The sequence below is a fragment of the Erwinia sp. HDF1-3R genome (assembly GCF_039621855.1).
Classification (GTDB): Bacteria; Pseudomonadota; Gammaproteobacteria; order Enterobacterales; family Enterobacteriaceae; genus Erwinia.
Window position 1 is genome coordinate 3,845,444 of record NZ_CP155071.1, and the last position, 16,990, is coordinate 3,862,433.

A 16,990-nucleotide genomic window follows, 5' to 3' on the forward strand; every position below is an offset into this window, starting at 1 on the left:
CCAATATCTTATCGGGCAAGTATATTTAATGAGTTCAATAACTCAGTGTCTAATGTTTCTCTTGCTGGAGTAGGCAATCCATTCGCTACTCTATAATTCTTGATGGCATTTCGTGTTGCAGGCCCCATACTTCCGTCAATATTACCGTTATAGAAGCCTTTATCGAGTAATGCGAATTGCACTCTCATGATTAACCGCTTACGTTTTTCTGTATCCGAAGTCAGCCCACTACTTGCACGGTTGGCACCTGTGGTTCCTGGTGAGTTTGTTGTAGTTGAGCTATCAGTATCATTAGAGCGAAGTGAACGGACAGTGGAGGAGGAAGACGATGACGAACGAGTTCCTGAACTGGATGAATCTGAGGTGCTTGGTGAGCTGTATGTTTTGGGATAGTAAGGGGTGCTTCCACCATAGTAGCCACCGCCTGATGAAGAACGGTGTGAGCTGTGGCTACGGTGAGAACTGTGACTTCTGTGTCCTGCAATGTAGAACGGCACTTCGGTATTGAGAGGGGCTATCACCAAATCATGCTCATTCAGGGTCATACCAGGTAAGTCACTGGCACCAGTAGATGAATCACTTGCCCAAACAGAGTTATTAAGAGCCAAAAATCCAGGAAGCAGAGCAGCGAAATTAAATTTTTTCATATTATTGGTCTCGGAGGTTGATGAAAACGGCCTTTTGATGAACTGAAATAACCAGCACAGGAAGACTTCTGAGTGCATTCATCACATTCTTTTGGATAGTAATTTTTCCAGTCAGAGATCGACTGTGTAGCAAAGCCCCATGCCCTTTCAGGAAGGTGACATAATGGATAATTGAAGATGGTAAGAGGGATACCTGACCTGTGTGCAGTGTCTAAAGCCGAAAGGATTTGTTCGCTGTAGTTGTCGTGCTCTATGAAGATTGATGACCAGTTCTTACGGGCCCATCCAATCGACTCTAACCCCATCAGGGAGATCTGGTTAATGTTAGAGAACACTCGGCCAGCAAACTCAACGATGTCATCAAGCTCTGTATAGTTCGCCTGAGTAGGGATGACTCTCAGTTCTATGTTAATCCCTGAGTTACCAGCATTGATCAGCCCCCTGACGGTATCATCAAATGCACCCTCGCTTCCTACCAGATAGTCATGAACTGTTGCTCTTGAAGAATAAAGAGGAATGCCAAAAGTGATTTTGATCTTTTCGCTTCGTTCTTTCATCTGCTGAGTGAAGCTGACATCAGCAAACTTCCGTCCGTTGGTTAGAACATGCAGAGCTGTATCAGGAGAGTTCTCGATGATGAAATCGAGGAAGTGCAGTAAGTCTTCGCCGTAGAGCAAAGGCTCTCCCCCGCTCACTCCCACTACTCCATTCAGAGAGAAGGAAGCGATAGCGAGAGCTGACTGGTTGAGAAGCCAGTCATCGTTTCCAGCTTTAGGAGGCTGAGAACAAAACAGGCAACTGTTGTTGCACCTTTCAGTGACCAGGACAGTGTTATGGTTTGCTCTACGGGACAGAATTACCCGGAGCATGTTGCCGTTGTTGACGATCCCAATGTCACCATCTTCAATGGAATCGAAAAGTTCCCGGCTCACAATCGAGTCTGCAAAATATACAGGCAGTCTGGAATCGAGTTGTGTTGCAGTGACAAGCAAATTTGGCAGATAGAATTGAGGATTTTCGGGCTTGGTTTTGCATAGGCGATAGAAGCCTTGATGAACTGGCAAGTCCGATGAAAACCGAAAAATATCGTTTCTCAGCACCTCAGACATAAGCCCACCTTTTGAGCATCTCAGTCATTGGTCCATCCTGAGAGATTTCATTCAGCAGGAAGCGGAACATCCCTTTGTGATACTGGCAGAAGGTTGACCGACTCTTGTCACCAACAGGCTCGCCATGAACACTGATGTTCTGACAAGGATCTGCTCCACAGAAAGGCTGATATGCACACGTGTCACAACCCGGCATGGCAAAGTTAAATGATGATGAGAGAGCGGAACGGTAATATTCGTTGCTACTGAATGACAGTGAGGCAAACTCTCCTGCACTGAAATCTGCTTCCGGGTTTACTTTCTGAAGCATACGGCTTTCATCGCTACCGTAGACCTTGCCATCATAGTTGAACAGGATGCAGTTCAGCACGACTCCGCTTGGTGATTTCAGATCTGCATAACCACTGAAGCCTGGATTGAAAATCCGCTTTAGATGGATTGAGGCTGAGTGCTCAACGACAGGTATGCCCTTCTGATTCTGAATCAACACTTCCTGCATCAACTCTTTATAAAAATCAAAATATTCAGGCATTGAAAGAGTGAAGCTCTGCTTCTGAGCAAACCCATAAGGACTTACCGGCCTGATAAACATGTCGGTTAGGTCAAGAGACAGATGAGCATCTACTATGGAAGCTGGCTCTTTTGTCAGCTCCTTAGTAACTGTGGTTACCGTAGCTACCCGGTTTGCTCCCAGCTCTTCTGTGATTTTTCTAATGCCCGTGACGGCTTTGTTGTGAGCCTGAGAATCGGTGAGGATACGGTTTTTATTATGGACGGCTTCATTACCATCAAGAGACACAGAAAAGGTGATATTCCGGTCTTCAACCCAAGAGAGGATACTTTCATCGAGTATTGAGAGACTCGTGGCAATAACCATTTCAAAAGCATCACTACCTAACGAACTCACACACTCCTCGTAAATTGACTGGACGATATCGAACCTGAGAAGCGGTTCTCCGCCCTGAACTTCTATTTTGTAAGGTGAAGTGCCCAGCTTCTTAATAGTGCTGACGATTTGTGGTATCAGTCCGGGGTTCAGGTCATAGCCGTCAGCGGTAACCGATGCTCTACTGACCTGACAATACTTGCATGTGTGATCGCACCTGAGAGTCGGCACAATCATGAAGATTGGTCTGACGGCCAGTTCGTTCATCAGTCGCTTGGCAAAGGCCGAACTAAGTGAGGCTTTTGAAACTGCCTGATTCGCATCGTCTGCAATGAACAATCTGCTTTCAAGTAGCCGGGAGGTTGTTTGTTCAGAAGGAAATTTGTTATCGGCAAGAAGATGTAGCTCTTCGTCATTGACGAAGCTGTGAAAGCCAGCAAGGTTGCTGATGAAGACTTTGCCATTGCTCAGGCGGTCAAAGTTGAATGGCATAGTGTTCATTGAGAGAGTCTCGTATCGATGCTCCTCAAAACATTGTCGATGATAGAAGCCCTGACCTGTCCTGTATGTGCCTGAAGCTTCTCCCTGAGCTTGTAATCATTCAGCAATCGCTCAAACTCGAACTCAACCTCGTCGTTCCAGAGTTCGAACGAAACGAGCCAGTTCTGATCGTTTTCATCAAGCTTCCAGCGGGTAACAGCACTCATCCAATAGAGGCTGTTACGAAGCACCCATTCAGAATACATTGTTTTTGATATGTTTTTTTGCATAACATTACCATCCAGAAAGTATCAAGGAAGGAATCAAAAATTTTTGTTTATCTTTCAAAGAAAGCAATAAACCTCGAAAAAAATGACCATAAACAGCAATATCAAACAACCATTTGTTTTTATTACATTTTATTTTATTGAGTTACAGAAGATTCTTATTCTGCAATAATAATCATCATGGATCAAAATGTAAATTTGTTTTGAAAAGTTTTATGATGCATGTCAGTATGATTACTATAATTAATGATTTGATTGCATTTAGACCAATAAGGACTTTTACCTAAGCTATTGATTTCAATGTAATGATGGAGACTCCCTCTAATGCCTGAGATAACCGCAGAAAATGTTTGTTCCACATTTCAACAGTCACTGCATGATTCTGTGGTTATTGAGAGAAATGGCGAGGTGTTCAAAAGTTGCCCTTCGTGCTCCAGCAATGCAGGCATACATGTTTTCTACAAATATGATGATTTTGGTATGAGAAATATGGGTGATGGTAGATTAATCGTCCAGTCATGGTGCCAAGGATGTAGATTACAAGACGGCATGAAACCTAAATTAGTTTTCAAATGTTAGCTATTATTTAATATACTTTTCAATAAGTGTAACAATAAAATTTATAATAATTGAAAAAATAAATGCAAGTTTTTATTTCATATTAAATTTTCATTAAAGTGTTTGCAAACACTGCAATTTTGCCCTATAAATGTATGCTAAACAACGTTGTCAATTTGACATTAGCATTTAATATCACGTTTTTATTTTTTTCTAGCACTTATCAATAAATTATTTATGAGGTGAATAGTGAACATATTCCATATTATCGTTGTATATGATCATGTAGATAATACTAACCCTCCTGTTTACTTTATATTTGACTCAAGAAATTCAACTATTATATACGACGTAAGTTATAGTCTCAATGATGCTCTTGGCATGTTGGCATGGGCTTACGAGCAGGATGCCTCGACCTTAACATATCAAAACCACCCGACGAACATATCCATTAACATTTATACTTATGATTTTGATAAAAATAAAATCATGCAAGTATATGTCAACAACTCTATTAAAATAAACCCTGTCGAATTAACCACTATAATTAAAAAACAGTTGCAAAAACAGTCAAAATTCTCAATATAAATTTTCAATCATAAAAAAATAAGTATTTCATTCATATCAAGCAAATCTGACTTAGAGGCGATAAAGATTACTTCTTTGTTGAGGTAGTCTTTAACATCATCAGTTTCGTAATAAATGAAATTTTGATCTTCTCTGAAATCTGATGTTACGGTTAAAATTACTCTTGCGGACAACCTGCCACTCGGCGCTCTCAATTCTACTTTTTTTATTTCTTTAACTATACCTTGAAAACACCAGCTTATTTTTATTTCTTTATTTATATTTACAATCATACTTATCTCCTCTTTTCTATTGAATAACATATTTTTTAAATAAAGCAAGGGCTAACTGAGCGATGCTCAGTTGCCTTGCTTTTTCTGCCCTTCGGTTGAAAAAGAAAGATAAAAGCCACCCCACAAGCATAAGCCAACCCATTGACACTATTGATCTTTATGGTATTTATTACATATAGCAAACGGACTTGTTATTAAACCTAAATATCAAAAGGAGTTGATATGGAAAAAATAAATATTATTTTCGATGATGAGTTTCCTTCTTCATTTACCAATGATCCTATGGCAAAGAAGCTACCGCCTAATCGTCTTCGCAGATACTCTGTGACTGTCAGATTAAATGAGGTTGAGCTGAGCAAACTAAACCATTCAAGAGGACAGCTAAGCAGGAGCTGTTGGCTGAGATCTTCAGCTTTCAAGCAATTGCCTCCCTTAGTTCCAGAAGTGAACAAAGAAGCCTGGCATCAACTGACGGCTTCTCTGCAAAAGTTGAATGACCTCACTTCATTTCTTATTCGTCGCGGATCGGATGCTCAGCCTTTAAGTAATGAGGTCGATACTCTCAGGCTGAAGCTATCTCATGTGAGAGATGCCCTGCTCTCACTCGATAAGTGATTTTCCGCTCGTGAAAGGAATGCAAAAAATCCGCAGGGGTAAGTGCTTCAAAGGTGTTGTCTCATATGCACTTGCCCCAGCATCTCATCACAAAACAGCTCCTGTAATAATCGGCGGTAACATGATTGGCTTATCTGTCGATGAGGTGACTGTTGAGTTCATGCGAACACAGAAGCTCCGCCCAGATGTGCAGAAACCTGTCTGGCACAACTCTCTTCGCCTTCCTGTAGGAGATTCAATCAGTAATGAGCAGTGGAAGCTTGTTGCTGACGACTATATGAAGCGAATGGGCTTCAGTGATACTCATCTCCGTTGCTATGTCCTCCATGATGACGAGGCCGGCCAGCACATACACATAATTGCTTCTCGCATCCGTATACCTGATGGCCAGCTCTACCTCGGCAGAAATGAGAACCTCATCAGCACCAAGATCATTCATGAGCTTGAGCGTGATCATCTGCTTACACGAACCAAAGGTCCATCTCCTCCTTCAGCACCCAAAGTCAGGAAAGCTGGCAGGAATGAAGAAATGATGGAAGCAAGGATAGGCAACAAAGCACCAAAGAAAATCATTCAGGAAGCAATTGAGGCTGTGCTGAGTTTCTATGGCACCATCACCATTGACGATTTCATCTATGAACTCGGTAAGCAAAATATAACAGCCAAAGCGAACATTGCTTCCACGGGTAAAATGAATGGTTTCTCATTTGAGTATGCAGGAATCGCCTTCAAAGCCTCCCAGTTAGGTAAAGCCTACTCATGGTCGAGTCTGAGCCAGAAGGTTACCCTCACCGCTACTGTCGAGCCTCATGTGATTGATGATGCAGGGTTGCCTGAGGAGGAGTCAGAAGCAATAGAAAGACTGGCTAACATATATGACGAGCCAATGTTCCACTCCCCTGCTATTCCACATATTGAGGAGCCGAATATCAAACAGAATGGCAGGGTTCGCTGGCTACTATGGGTGCCATACCTGAAGCAGATTATCCAGGCCTTGAAAGCAACGGGTCTGAGCATTCTCAAGCCGTCAATCAAGATGAAACCTTTCCCCTTCGTTACCCCCACCCAAAACCTTGGCGATAAAGAACTACTCGCAATCATCAAAGAAAGCACTACTGGGAAAAAAAGATTTTCTTTTTGATGCCTCTTAAACCTGCTAGTTATCAGTAATTTAAAACGACGCATTAAGTCAAATGAGCTATCTATTCTTATTAATAATCATATTGATAGGAAACACCGATCGATCGTTTTTACAGATCAATTTTACCATCATGATAGTCTATGGCTATCAAAAAGATCTGATCGATCGGTACAAATGATTTGCTAGACACTCATTACTGGCCGTAATGTAACTTCAAATGAAGCGATATAGCTCACTGATTTATCAGCAAAATAAGCTGATGGATGCGTGCGCTCTGAATCCAACGAAACAATACTGGATGGTTCTATGACAACAATGACTGAAGTTAAGCAGCCTAATTTCCTGATGATGAAGCGAGTATGGATTGCTATCGCTTTACCAATCGTAATTTTTTTCTTTTTGGGTATGCAAGGCTTAGTTCAGCTTGCGATGATTTGGGTTTTCGTAAGCATTATGCTTTTGATGTTCGCCTATAAGAAGTTCAAAGTTAAGAAGTGGAATGCCAGCACCAGGGATTATTTTAATGAAAAAAATGATGGTATCTACAGTCATGAATATTTCAGTTCATTGATGATCATTGATACCAATAAAGGAAAAGTTTTCTTAAAAGAAGAGAACAAACAAAAAACTTATAACCTTTCAGATGTAAAGGAGTGGAGATATAATTTATCACACGGAGGCGAAATTGTTGGAGGCGGTTTAAATAGCCTGACCCTAAATAATATTAACACTAACAAAAACCTGTATGAATCTGGCTTCTTCGTAACTGTAAATGATGTTCAGCAACCAGAATGGCACATTCGATTTTTCCCAAAAAGCGGGCATATCAATACTCAAGATGGTGTGAGAGATCTTGAACTTCAGCTTAAGAGTTGGATGCAAGTCTTCGATCAAGTGTTTAATAAATAACTATTAGGTGTAGAAACTACTCCACTAAAATCTGGATTAAACCAATGCTAAATAAAGAAAAATTGTTAGTTGCTTTGATTGCTATATTTTTAAGTGGATGCCAACAAATTGAGTCTGGTGTAAACACCATTGATTCGTCGATAAAATCGCTAAATGAAAATTTAAGCACAAGTAAAAAAACCAAAACCCAGGACGGCGGTCAGAACATTGCATTATCTTCTGCAAAGTCAGTCAGTGGTTTAGGTAAAATTTGTTACGATCATGATAGCAACACCACAATATCAGAGAAGAAATGGACAGGTAAGGTTGTTAGAATTCAGAATGCTAAAATCCTTAGGGTGTCAGAGTTTAACAGTGCCAAGACACTGGGTGCTGATACTCATGGTGAATACGGAATTTTATTTCGAACAACTGATTCAAAGAAATGTATGGGAGTTTTACATATCCAATACTATGATGGTTTAGAGAGTGATATTGCCAGCTTTAAAAAAGACGAATTGATTACTGTTACCGCAAAAATCAGCAGTTTTTCAGGTGTAAGTAACTGGTCGCAGTATACTGAAAGCCAGAGCTTTTCTACTGTAATTGATTTAGCTGGTGATGTTACTAAGCTATAACGCATATGATAAAAAGCGGGGTATTACATCCCGCTAATTCCTCATGAATTCCTTCTTCAGCATTAAACAAAACCTTTATAAAAGATGAATTCCTTCACTGGTTCTTATAGGTTATAATCAGATCAAGCGATGAAGGAGATGAGCCATGACAGAAACGATTACCAGAGAAGAACTTAAAAAGTATGGATTTACGGATAACCAAGTAAATATATTACAAGAATACTCTGACAAAGATAACAAGCCTTTCCTAACTCTTCTGGAAGAACTGAAGAAACGATTTTATGCTGGAGTACTTTTAATATCTTTAATGACTATCGCTTTGTTGGCATCGGTCGTCAACTATGATAATGGGCATTTTATTGGTGTCGTTGTAGTTTCTATTATTTTATATGCATCTGTATTATTTTTGATCCCAATGCAATTTGGCTACAAGGCAATGAAATATTTAAAGGCAAAGAAAAATTCTCTTTAATGATTTTCATTTCTTCCGGTGTGAAGGTCATACATCAGCTTCAAATTAGGCCCATTACTGACAATTTTTAGAGCAAGAGAAGCTTTGCTTATATTGTTAAAGTGACGGGCATAATCGCTTGGTATGTTTCTGAACAATCTCCAAGCATCAGGCTTAACAGTAAACTTCAATAGTCCGTATGCTGAGAGTCCTACATCCATTGCTGTGTAAGCTTCCCTGCCTGTAGTTGCATCGAAACCAAGGAATTCAGCCGAAGCGATGTAACCCTCTTTAACCCATCCAGTATGTTCTTTCTCGCCTATTAGTGAGTATACACTTTCCTCGACAGAGTTGGCTCCGTGCATAACCAGGAACAACCCTGCTCCGGCACCAACAACATTCCCGGTGACAAAGGAAGCGACAAAGATTCCAACACCTGTTACAACCTGAAAAGCTCCAGTAACCACCCCTATACCATTGATGATATAACCCAGTTCGTTCTGGTAACCTTTGACCAATTCTACTGAAGCATGAACTACGGCTTCACCGCTTCTGAGCATACGGTCCTGGATTGACAAGTAATCTTGCTCAATCTTTAGATTTTGAACACATTCCTGGCACTCATTTTCAGATTTTGAATTACGTATTGTATGAATCTGATTATCAATAAATTTTTGGATCTCATTTTGAAACTGCAATCTGGCAAAACCGTCCTTAAGATGGATCGCTGAGATAAAATTTGCTTGGCTAATTAACTGATTAGCCTCAGCATTTGCCATGACTAAAAAGTAATTTAGGAATCTGTTTTTATCGAGGTAGTTGTCCATGCATTTGCCCTGTGCGATTATAGATCCAGTAATATATTTAAACAGATTCAGTTGAAAACGAAAAGAGGAAGCTCGAATGAACACGGACATCTACCTGAAAATCGATGGCATCACTGGCGAGGCTAAAGACAGTAATCATGCTGGATGGATTAACATTGACTCATTCACATGGGGTGCAAGCCAGCCCGGTAACATGTCCGTTGGCGGTGGTGGTGGAGCTGGTAAAGTGAGATATCTTGACCTCAGTGCACAAGCACCGATTGATAAGGCAACTCCAGCTATCATGCGGTATGTATCTAACGGAAAACATATAGCTAAAGTCGAACTATCAGTCTGCAAAGCAGGAGGTAGTCAGATCGAATACTGTCGTATCACCCTTGAAGAAGTATTGATTACTAATGCAATTTTTAATGGGTCTTCACAAAGGGATCTCGTAGGTATGACTTACCAGTTCCAGGCTTCTAAGGTCAAAACACAATACTGGGAGCAGTCCTCTACTGGTGGTAAGGGAGCTGAGTCCCAATCGGCATGGAACATTAAAGAGAATAAAGAAAGCTAATTTTCAATTAGTAATCTTCAAAGCACTCTTTAGGGTGCTACAGATGAATAACTAATAAAGGTCAGAAAATGCTTGATAACAAAGAAACCACCCTTAGATTCAATTCTCCTATAGTAATGAAATTATTAAGTTTAGTTCCTTTGGCTGGGATCATTTACTGTTTAGGGGCATCAAGTCTTTGGATATATCTAAACAGATTAGGACGTCTTGATGTCTTTTCTTTGGTTTTAGAAAGTGAAAAAACATTTGATATCATCGCCTTCTTTTTGATCATGTCGATAATATTATTCATGCTTTTATTTTATAATCCATCCGCATTAATGATTCTGTTCTTCAACAACAAATTTTACAAGAGTGAACGTTATCCTGAAACAATAGAATATTCGAGTAAAGCGATATTAATAACATCTATACTCTCAACAACAGCAATTTTTTTCATAGCATTTTATTCATTATTTGAACTAACTTCAAAAAACATATGGACCTTATTCGCAACAGCGACTTTAGTGAATATTTTTTGTTTGTACTTCTTTAATAAAAGTTTCCTGAAAGGAGGAGCTTTATATACCAGTGTAGCTCTATATAGATACAAATGGTATTTGATATTCACATCGTTGTTAATTGTAGTGATAGCTATAACTCCTATGACTGCCCTATCCTTATTTATCCCTTTAGTTGAAATTAATGATGACTCAACTCCTGAAAGTCTTGCAAGTGTAGCTCTTGTTTCATTAACTATTATAATTATATCGCAGGTTCCAGCAACACTATTTCTTCGAAAAAAAGACATACCCTCATCGTTTAAAAGAACATGTTTATCGATTGGATTATCTCTTATTTTATTAATTCTGGTTGCTTTTGTTATTAAACCAATCCCCATAATGATAATAGACATTTCAATGAAATTATCAGGAGTAACAGACTTTAGAGAACATAACTATACAATTAAGTCTGATGATTATCCTATAGAAATTTTTGATTATCCAAATTGGAATATGCAAAAAAATTTAGCAAATAACAAATACACTATCAAAGGCATTACTTTTTTTTCATACAAAAACATAAGCTTGGTTTGCCCAGTCGATATAAAAAAGACATATAAGGAAGCAAGAAAATTTTCAATATTCGACAAGGATTTCGATGAGAACACCTTAAATAATCTCGATAAAAAGATGCAATTATGTTTCGTTTTCGACAAAAGTAAAATTATTCAGTGGAATAACCCAACCTAAAAAAAGGATCGTAATTTTATTTCTGTAATTACGGTCCTTAACATTTAAATTTGCCTTAGTTTACTTTTTGTTGATTTTTCTTTCATCGAAAATGAGTGTTGTTCGAAACTAACTTTCTGTTGCTTAAATATTTTTTCAACATCGTGATCATTCCATATTATATATTCAACAATGAATTTATAATAATAAAGAACTCTTTCCAAACTAACTGTATCAGGTATTGTATGAAAATTAGGGCTAAGCAATGCAGATGAGAGAACAGCAATAATATTACTCGGCCCTTTCAAATGAGGATTTTCATAGTCTTGCTGATACTTCAAAAAATATCCTACACAAAATAAGTAGGCATCCTGCACAATCTTTTGTTTATTACACTGAGACTCATCATATCTAATTATGAATCTATTAAGTAAAATCAAAAACCTTTGATCTGGCAAATATCTTTGTAATCCATTCATAGTAAGCATCCTTGCTAGTTTGTCATCCGTGACATATTATTTATAACGTATTCTATTTTAAAATCAACTTTTCTCACCTTAATAATATTACTCTTTATGAGATTTCTCTCTATCAACTGGTATTAGTGGGGCATTTAGTTGATGTTCTTTAATACCATATTTGTAAGCATTAAACTGCCATATTATGAACTGTTGTTTTAAAACTCTGACTTCTTCTTTGAGCGATTCATTTTTCAACTGCAAATTTTTTATCTGCTGTGAAGCAATGTTGAGATTTGCAGGTCTTTTGACTTCAGATGCTCCAGATTTTATGTTCTTCTTTTGAAGCTCAAAAGCCCTAACTATCTCTTTATGCTGACTAAGGGATTGTCTTGTCGGTCTCTTACCCAGAAGCTCTGTAACAGAGTCACAAAGGTTTTCCCAGGTAAACTTACCCTGCTTTGAACCTTGCCAACCTGCAATACAATTTATAATTATTTGTAGATCTTTATTGGTTAGGTGTTTGGCCATTAATTTTCTCCTTGTTTGTTATCTTGTCATCCTTCTTCATTTCTAAAATCCGAGACAGGTGTGAAAAATCGTCACCATGTGTTCTTATAAGCGAACCATCAGGTAGTTCGGGATTTTCCATCAATGCAACAATCCCCTTCACTCTTTCAAGTGTCTTGGTTTGATGCTGATACCACTTGTCAGCCCCAAGTTCCTCTTCACTGATAGCTTCTTTAGCCTTATCAACGAGGTCTTTGGTCGTATCAAGTAAGGACCTGAGCCTTTCGAATTTCTGCTTCTCCCCTTTGACACATACCTGCTCACTACAGTTGATACAATCAAAGTATTTGCTACAGGGAGCAAAAGTATAATCATGTACACAATATCCATACTCAGTAGTATGAACAGCACCATGCTCTAACTTATTTTTTAATTCATGAATAGTTGAAATTTCAAAGTTCTCATTCACATCACTATCGCAGGGAATTATGTTATTTTGATTAATCCCCAGAGCTTTCACTTTTTCAATCATTTCATCTTCAGTGATGTGGTTATAAACTCTGTTCTGGGTAATGGACACTCTACCTGACCACTTTGCTATGTCCAGTTCTCCGAGGCCTCCTCTCTGGGCGAGAGTGTTGAGTAAATGTCTTGCTTGATGAGTTCTGAGAAATAATGGTTTATTATCCTCATCGTGATAACCATGCCTTTCGAAAAGATTCTTATGCTTACTGATTTTTGAATAGCCTAACTCTTTAGAGAAGAAGGTATTTGTTATTTTAAACAAATCATTACCAGTTTGACGTTTCATGCTGAGCTGATTATCGAATAGAGCACAAAGAGCATTACTGAAGCGAACATCCTTTTCCTTATCAAACCAGATTTCTCCGCCTCCTTCTTTTTTCATCTCTTCCTCAAGTATCTTACTTCTTGCTCTTGAATTTTCAGATAACTTTAACAATCTCTTAATTGCAAGTTTGGCAGTAGGAACCATAATTTCAGGTATCCACTTAATGTTCGCCCCAAAGCCTTTCAATGAATAGAATCTCAGACCATAGCATTCTTTTCCTTCCCTATTCTTTTCAACAATTTCACAATCAGCTCTAAGTGATAATATTTCAGTTATACGACTGGGTGCGCACATCAGCAATGCAAACACTGAAGTAACAAACAGGTCTCTTTCGTGAAGGTCATAATCATGCATAGAAAAGATCTCACCAATTGCTCGTAATGCTTTTTCATTAGGCAGTTTCGCTAATCTGGCATTGTCTGCATTATCAGAGATCGACAGCCTTGATTCAGGTGGTCTGATGTAACTACTCCACTTCATTAATCCACAATTAAGGATTTCTTTCTCATTCAGGAAAGCAACCAATCTCTCCATAAATTTACCACAACTATATGCAACTCCTTTAGTGTAGTTTTCATTAATGTCTGACAAGCATTCATCGAGAATTACTGGGTTTAGTGATTTTATGTCACCAGACCCAGTTAAGGCTAAAAGATTTTTTTCAATCACCCTAAGCACAATGGGAAAAGTTAGTTTATCGAATCCTCTAAGATTAGAGCAAAAAATATATGCTACATATGATTTGCAAAACCCAATGTAAGAGTAATCAAGATCTTCTGCCTTACTGAACGAGTCCAACTTAACATTCTTTATCTTAAATTTAGAAAATTTAAATATTTTCTTCCAATGATTACTCTCCCATTTGTTATCAAATAGATTTCCACTTAGTTGTTCTTTGCAATTTAGAATAAATTCGTTAAGATTTTTCTCTGCTAAGATTTCTGTTCTATTCCTAAAATTGATTATATCACTTTCATTCATATCTATTGCTCCTTTGTAATTTTAAAGTCTCACATTTTTTTACTACTTCTTCTACAGCCATTATTGTTCTGTCTAATGTTTTACTCATTGTTTCATCATTAGTATCAGTCATGATTCTTTCTCTTTGTTTTAATAAATGATCTCGTAGTTCTATATGTGGTGCATCAATAAATGGTCGAAAGTGATGGCAGGTATAACAAGGGACTGGAACATTAGCCTGACATGATTTACAACCACCACATGCTCCAGTGACCTCCCCTGATAAATCCCTTATTGCTAATTCATTTTTCTTTATTGAATTATCACCCTGAATTTTACCCTGGAAAAAACCAGCATATTTTTGCATTTGGTTTCCCACTGCTTCTTCAATTCTTGCAACATGATCAGCATTAAACTCAACGTACACCCCCGTATATTGAGTTGTGGAGTGATCTAATAGTTCTGCAATGACTAATTCGCTGGCACCTTCTCTCGCAGCTCTTGTGCCAACCGTATAACGAAATCGTCGAGGGTTTACATTTAATCTTTCATAAGTTCTTTCCGAAATAATATTTTCTGTTTTAGCAATAAAAGTAAGTGTCTTATTTATCTTCACAGAGTATTCGTGAGCTTTATCCGATACAAATATTTCTCTCAGTTCGTTATTGATTTTGAAGCTTTCTAACTTTTGCATTGATATAAATAGCGGTGTATTTCCAAGTTCTTTATCAGTTAACTCTCTTTTAAGTGTGCTACGAGTTTTTTCGATGCTCAAATCACACTGCTTACGGAGTAAATCGTACAATTCTTTTGTCACCTGAAAGTTTCTAAAAGCTTCTCTGAATCCCAAGCCTTGCTTTATCCTTGGGATGCTAATAACATAAGAATAGCTGTTCTCATTTACTTTTAATCTTCTTATATCAGATACCTTCATCTGTGAAATCTGTAGTGGCCTTCTTCCAGTTGCGCTTATCAGCAAAGCCATTGCTAATTGAGTAATATCTATGTTTCCCTTATCATATGCTCTATAGCAAGCTTCAAGAAAAGATTGTAATTCGATATCAGTAAATGGGCCTTTAACTTGATCTCTTCTTCTTACGACTTCTCCTTTTTTATTGTCAGGGATTATCAATTTACACAAGAAATCATATGCATCTTCATCTATTCCAGAGTAGCCCAATTCATACCATTTTTTTATGAGTATCCTTACCGATGACATAATATTATTGTTCTTGCCATCAGATCCTCTAAACCTCACAAGGGAAAACTCATCAACTCGCTTTGGCTTTACCTTTACAATAAACCTCCTGAAATTATTATTTATTAATTTAACTGAAGCAGGACTTAACTCACAAGCCAGATATTTAAGCACCTTTAAGTATCCTTCCATTAATTCTCTATCAATTACATCCTTAACCATTTTAATATTTACCGTCACATTTCGGCTTAGCCTCCATGCCTCATCATTTAGAGAAAAGTAATAACCTTTCGTTTTAGCTTCATAAGCGCTCTCATTATCTTCACTAACAACATCTACTTTTAACATTAAACACCTCCTCTATTAATCATATCTTTCTGCATATTCAGAGCTAACTCTGCGGCCTTGTTTTCGGTGAATCTTCTGTTATAAGTAGAAGCAGTCCCCGAACCCTCTTTCCAGCCCATGAGTAAAGACCTCATTTGTTCTTGCTCATATTGATTTGGTGGACTCTCCATGCGGTCCATCTTTGAAGAAAATTCATAATTCCAGGTGTGTCTTAATTTATGCCCTGTCATTCTGGAAAGTTCCGGGCAAGAAATCCTTAGGGCATTAATGATTTTATGATATGCCTGAATAGATAATGGTTCTCCAAAGGTATTTCCCTTTTTATGACAAATAAAAAGATAACCATTATCCTTTTTCATTCTGTGCTTTCTTCTTTCGACTTTAATATAATTGGAAATTTCCTGACTTAAGTCATCAGATATAGACAACTTTCTACTTAATGTTTTAACGAGCGGTTGTTTAATCCTTGAGTCATGAGGATCATCAGCTCTTCTGTTTATAAAAATTGTCTGAGAACCTATATCAATATCTTCGATTTTGATGTTTAGTAGCTCTCCTGCCCTCAATCCCAAGTTATAAAGAATCTGTATCATTAGTCTATTTCGCCTTTGAACATCAGAATTAAATGGATTCATTTCTGAACCTATTTTCAAAATCTCAAACAAAATATTAATTTGATTTTGATTGAGGTTTCTATCTTTTGCTGAATCTTGGTTCCTGAATCTGATCTTAGGTCTATGACTTTTCAATTTCGCAATGAACTTTTCGATAAGCTTGTGATCTCTTTTATAACTCACTGTGAAAAAGTCACATAACCATTCAAGATATTTAATAATTGCTGTTAATCTGAAGTACTGAGTATTACTATTAACCTTGCACCCACTATCAAGACTTGCAACCTTCTCTTTTTTCATTCTCTTAGTTATAAATTCTTTTAGTCCATCAATCTCTTGAAGATTAAGAAACTCTGCTGTTCTGATCCTTGCCTCTATATCTATCTTCTTAAAATTTAAAAACCTGTAAAACAAAGCTATACTCGCTGAATGTAGCTCAATAGTTGAAATAGATTCGTTCTTCTTTCTTAATTCTGATGATATATATAAACATGGATAATAAAGTGGCACTTTTGAAACTTTATCAGTGATTATGCAACATCTCTCCCCTGTATCCATTATTATTGTATTAGTTACTATTCTATCCATATGTCTCCTTATTTTATTTACATTTTTTCAGTTCCAGTTTTGTCTAAAAAATCTTGCAAAATAGGTATATGTATAACCTACATAGAAAATGACCTATAAGTATCTTGCAAAGAAATTATTGTTTTTTACTTAAAAAAATCAGTAATATCAAGTGGATCTAAATTAATTATTGCATTTATGTATAAGGTAGATAGAAGGTTTATTCTATTTACCTAATACTAACTATTCACTATTTTATCCCTTGGTATATCTCACTTTCAAATAATTTCAGTAAAGTATTTTGCAATATTCCCCTGAATAAATCCTT

At 37.5% G+C, this 16,990-nt stretch carries 18 protein-coding genes; 7 read left to right on the forward strand and 11 right to left on the reverse strand.

Features of this window, described 5'->3' with window-relative positions:
- Positions 1-8: 8 nt before the first annotated feature.
- The 5 genes from hxsA to AAGR22_RS17495 form a co-directional block, all read right to left on the reverse strand.
- A complete protein-coding gene (gene hxsA, locus AAGR22_RS17475) occupies positions 9-647 on the reverse strand; it encodes a His-Xaa-Ser repeat protein HxsA (RefSeq protein WP_210461740.1) in 639 nt (212 codons plus the stop codon).
- Positions 644-1,756, reverse strand: a complete 1,113-nt coding sequence (hxsC, locus tag AAGR22_RS17480; protein WP_210496500.1) for a His-Xaa-Ser system radical SAM maturase HxsC — start codon at positions 1,754-1,756, stop codon at positions 644-646. The genes hxsA and hxsC overlap by 4 nt, the downstream gene beginning before the upstream one ends.
- Positions 1,749-3,143 (reverse strand): His-Xaa-Ser system radical SAM maturase HxsB, encoded by a 1,395-nt coding sequence (gene hxsB, locus AAGR22_RS17485; RefSeq protein WP_210496499.1) that lies wholly within the window; start codon positions 3,141-3,143, stop codon positions 1,749-1,751. Before hxsB ends, hxsC begins: the two co-directional genes overlap by 8 nt.
- Positions 3,140-3,412 (reverse strand): His-Xaa-Ser system protein HxsD, encoded by a 273-nt coding sequence (gene hxsD, locus AAGR22_RS17490; protein ID WP_210496497.1) that lies wholly within the window; start codon positions 3,410-3,412, stop codon positions 3,140-3,142. Before hxsD ends, hxsB begins: the two co-directional genes overlap by 4 nt.
- A gap of 1,151 nt (positions 3,413-4,563) precedes the next feature.
- Entirely contained in the window at positions 4,564-4,827 is a 264-nt protein-coding gene (locus AAGR22_RS17495) for a hypothetical protein (RefSeq protein WP_210496495.1), read from the reverse strand.
- 222 nt (positions 4,828-5,049) lie between these two features.
- Here AAGR22_RS17495 and AAGR22_RS17500 point away from each other — a divergent pair, with 222 nt between their 5' ends.
- The 5 genes from AAGR22_RS17500 (at position 5,050) to AAGR22_RS17520 (ending at position 8,581) form a co-directional block, all read left to right on the forward strand.
- On the forward strand, positions 5,050-5,442 hold the full coding sequence (locus AAGR22_RS17500) for a hypothetical protein (protein WP_210496493.1): 393 nt from the start codon (positions 5,050-5,052) through the stop codon (positions 5,440-5,442).
- A 10-nt stretch (positions 5,443-5,452) separates the two neighbouring features.
- Positions 5,453-6,583, forward strand: coding sequence for a relaxase/mobilization nuclease domain-containing protein (locus AAGR22_RS17505; protein ID WP_210496491.1), 1,131 nt, complete (start codon positions 5,453-5,455; stop codon positions 6,581-6,583).
- Positions 6,584-6,889: 306 nt separating this feature from the next.
- The gene (locus tag AAGR22_RS17510; RefSeq protein ID WP_210496489.1) at positions 6,890-7,492 is read left to right on the forward strand and encodes a DUF4755 domain-containing protein; all 603 of its coding nucleotides are present in this window, start codon (positions 6,890-6,892) and stop codon (positions 7,490-7,492) included.
- 44 nt (positions 7,493-7,536) lie between these two features.
- Positions 7,537-8,109 carry a hypothetical protein gene (locus AAGR22_RS17515; protein WP_210496488.1) on the forward strand — a complete coding sequence of 191 codons (573 nt, stop codon included), beginning with the start codon at positions 7,537-7,539 and terminating at the stop codon, positions 8,107-8,109.
- 145 nt (positions 8,110-8,254) lie between these two features.
- Positions 8,255-8,581 carry a hypothetical protein gene (locus AAGR22_RS17520; protein ID WP_210496486.1) on the forward strand — a complete coding sequence of 109 codons (327 nt, stop codon included), beginning with the start codon at positions 8,255-8,257 and terminating at the stop codon, positions 8,579-8,581.
- Here AAGR22_RS17520 and AAGR22_RS17525 read toward each other — a convergent pair.
- Positions 8,578-9,387 (reverse strand): DUF4225 domain-containing protein, encoded by an 810-nt coding sequence (locus AAGR22_RS17525; RefSeq protein ID WP_210496484.1) that lies wholly within the window; start codon positions 9,385-9,387, stop codon positions 8,578-8,580. The genes AAGR22_RS17520 and AAGR22_RS17525 overlap by 4 nt on opposite strands.
- Before the next feature lie 76 nt (positions 9,388-9,463).
- On the opposite strand from AAGR22_RS17525, the gene AAGR22_RS17530 reads away from it, so the two are divergent.
- The gene (locus AAGR22_RS17530) at positions 9,464-9,946 is read left to right on the forward strand and encodes a type VI secretion system tube protein Hcp (protein WP_210496483.1); all 483 of its coding nucleotides are present in this window, start codon (positions 9,464-9,466) and stop codon (positions 9,944-9,946) included.
- 68 nt (positions 9,947-10,014) lie between these two features.
- Complete coding sequence (locus AAGR22_RS17535; RefSeq protein ID WP_210496481.1) at positions 10,015-11,178, forward strand: hypothetical protein; 1,164 nt, start codon at positions 10,015-10,017, stop codon at positions 11,176-11,178.
- A 44-nt stretch (positions 11,179-11,222) separates the two neighbouring features.
- On the opposite strand, the gene AAGR22_RS17540 is transcribed toward AAGR22_RS17535, so the two are convergent.
- From AAGR22_RS17540 to AAGR22_RS17560, 5 genes are all read right to left on the reverse strand, one after another.
- Complete coding sequence (locus AAGR22_RS17540) at positions 11,223-11,636, reverse strand: hypothetical protein (RefSeq protein ID WP_210496480.1); 414 nt, start codon at positions 11,634-11,636, stop codon at positions 11,223-11,225.
- A gap of 87 nt (positions 11,637-11,723) precedes the next feature.
- Positions 11,724-12,146: a hypothetical protein gene (locus AAGR22_RS17545; RefSeq protein WP_210496478.1), complete on the reverse strand. Its 423-nt coding sequence runs from the start codon at positions 12,144-12,146 to the stop codon at positions 11,724-11,726.
- Positions 12,124-13,956 (reverse strand): integrase, encoded by a 1,833-nt coding sequence (locus tag AAGR22_RS17550; RefSeq protein WP_210496477.1) that lies wholly within the window; start codon positions 13,954-13,956, stop codon positions 12,124-12,126. The genes AAGR22_RS17545 and AAGR22_RS17550 overlap by 23 nt, the downstream gene beginning before the upstream one ends.
- Positions 13,949-15,481: a site-specific integrase gene (locus tag AAGR22_RS17555; RefSeq protein WP_210496475.1), complete on the reverse strand. Its 1,533-nt coding sequence runs from the start codon at positions 15,479-15,481 to the stop codon at positions 13,949-13,951. The genes AAGR22_RS17550 and AAGR22_RS17555 overlap by 8 nt, the downstream gene beginning before the upstream one ends.
- Positions 15,481-16,683 (reverse strand): site-specific integrase, encoded by a 1,203-nt coding sequence (locus tag AAGR22_RS17560; protein ID WP_345828746.1) that lies wholly within the window; start codon positions 16,681-16,683, stop codon positions 15,481-15,483. Before AAGR22_RS17560 ends, AAGR22_RS17555 begins: the two co-directional genes overlap by 1 nt.
- Positions 16,684-16,990 lie beyond the last annotated feature (307 nt).

Coding starts and splice junctions, on each gene's coding strand:
- hxsA (WP_210461740.1), bottom strand. CDS start 647: ATGAAAAAATTTAATTTCGCTGCTCTGCTTCCTGGATTTTTGGCTCTT.
- hxsC (WP_210496500.1), bottom strand. CDS start 1,756: ATGTCTGAGGTGCTGAGAAACGATATTTTTCGGTTTTCATCGGACTTG.
- hxsB (WP_210496499.1), bottom strand. CDS start 3,143: ATGAACACTATGCCATTCAACTTTGACCGCCTGAGCAATGGCAAAGTC.
- hxsD (WP_210496497.1), bottom strand. CDS start 3,412: ATGCAAAAAAACATATCAAAAACAATGTATTCTGAATGGGTGCTTCGT.
- AAGR22_RS17495 (WP_210496495.1), bottom strand. CDS start 4,827: ATGATTGTAAATATAAATAAAGAAATAAAAATAAGCTGGTGTTTTCAA.
- AAGR22_RS17500 (WP_210496493.1), top strand. CDS start 5,050: ATGGAAAAAATAAATATTATTTTCGATGATGAGTTTCCTTCTTCATTT.
- AAGR22_RS17510 (WP_210496489.1), top strand. CDS start 6,890: ATGACAACAATGACTGAAGTTAAGCAGCCTAATTTCCTGATGATGAAG.
- AAGR22_RS17515 (WP_210496488.1), top strand. CDS start 7,537: ATGCTAAATAAAGAAAAATTGTTAGTTGCTTTGATTGCTATATTTTTA.
- AAGR22_RS17520 (WP_210496486.1), top strand. CDS start 8,255: ATGACAGAAACGATTACCAGAGAAGAACTTAAAAAGTATGGATTTACG.
- AAGR22_RS17525 (WP_210496484.1), bottom strand. CDS start 9,387: ATGGACAACTACCTCGATAAAAACAGATTCCTAAATTACTTTTTAGTC.
- AAGR22_RS17530 (WP_210496483.1), top strand. CDS start 9,464: ATGAACACGGACATCTACCTGAAAATCGATGGCATCACTGGCGAGGCT.
- AAGR22_RS17535 (WP_210496481.1), top strand. CDS start 10,015: ATGCTTGATAACAAAGAAACCACCCTTAGATTCAATTCTCCTATAGTA.
- AAGR22_RS17540 (WP_210496480.1), bottom strand. CDS start 11,636: ATGAATGGATTACAAAGATATTTGCCAGATCAAAGGTTTTTGATTTTA.
- AAGR22_RS17545 (WP_210496478.1), bottom strand. CDS start 12,146: ATGGCCAAACACCTAACCAATAAAGATCTACAAATAATTATAAATTGT.
- AAGR22_RS17550 (WP_210496477.1), bottom strand. CDS start 13,956: ATGAATGAAAGTGATATAATCAATTTTAGGAATAGAACAGAAATCTTA.
- AAGR22_RS17555 (WP_210496475.1), bottom strand. CDS start 15,481: ATGTTAAAAGTAGATGTTGTTAGTGAAGATAATGAGAGCGCTTATGAA.
- AAGR22_RS17560 (WP_345828746.1), bottom strand. CDS start 16,683: ATGGATAGAATAGTAACTAATACAATAATAATGGATACAGGGGAGAGA.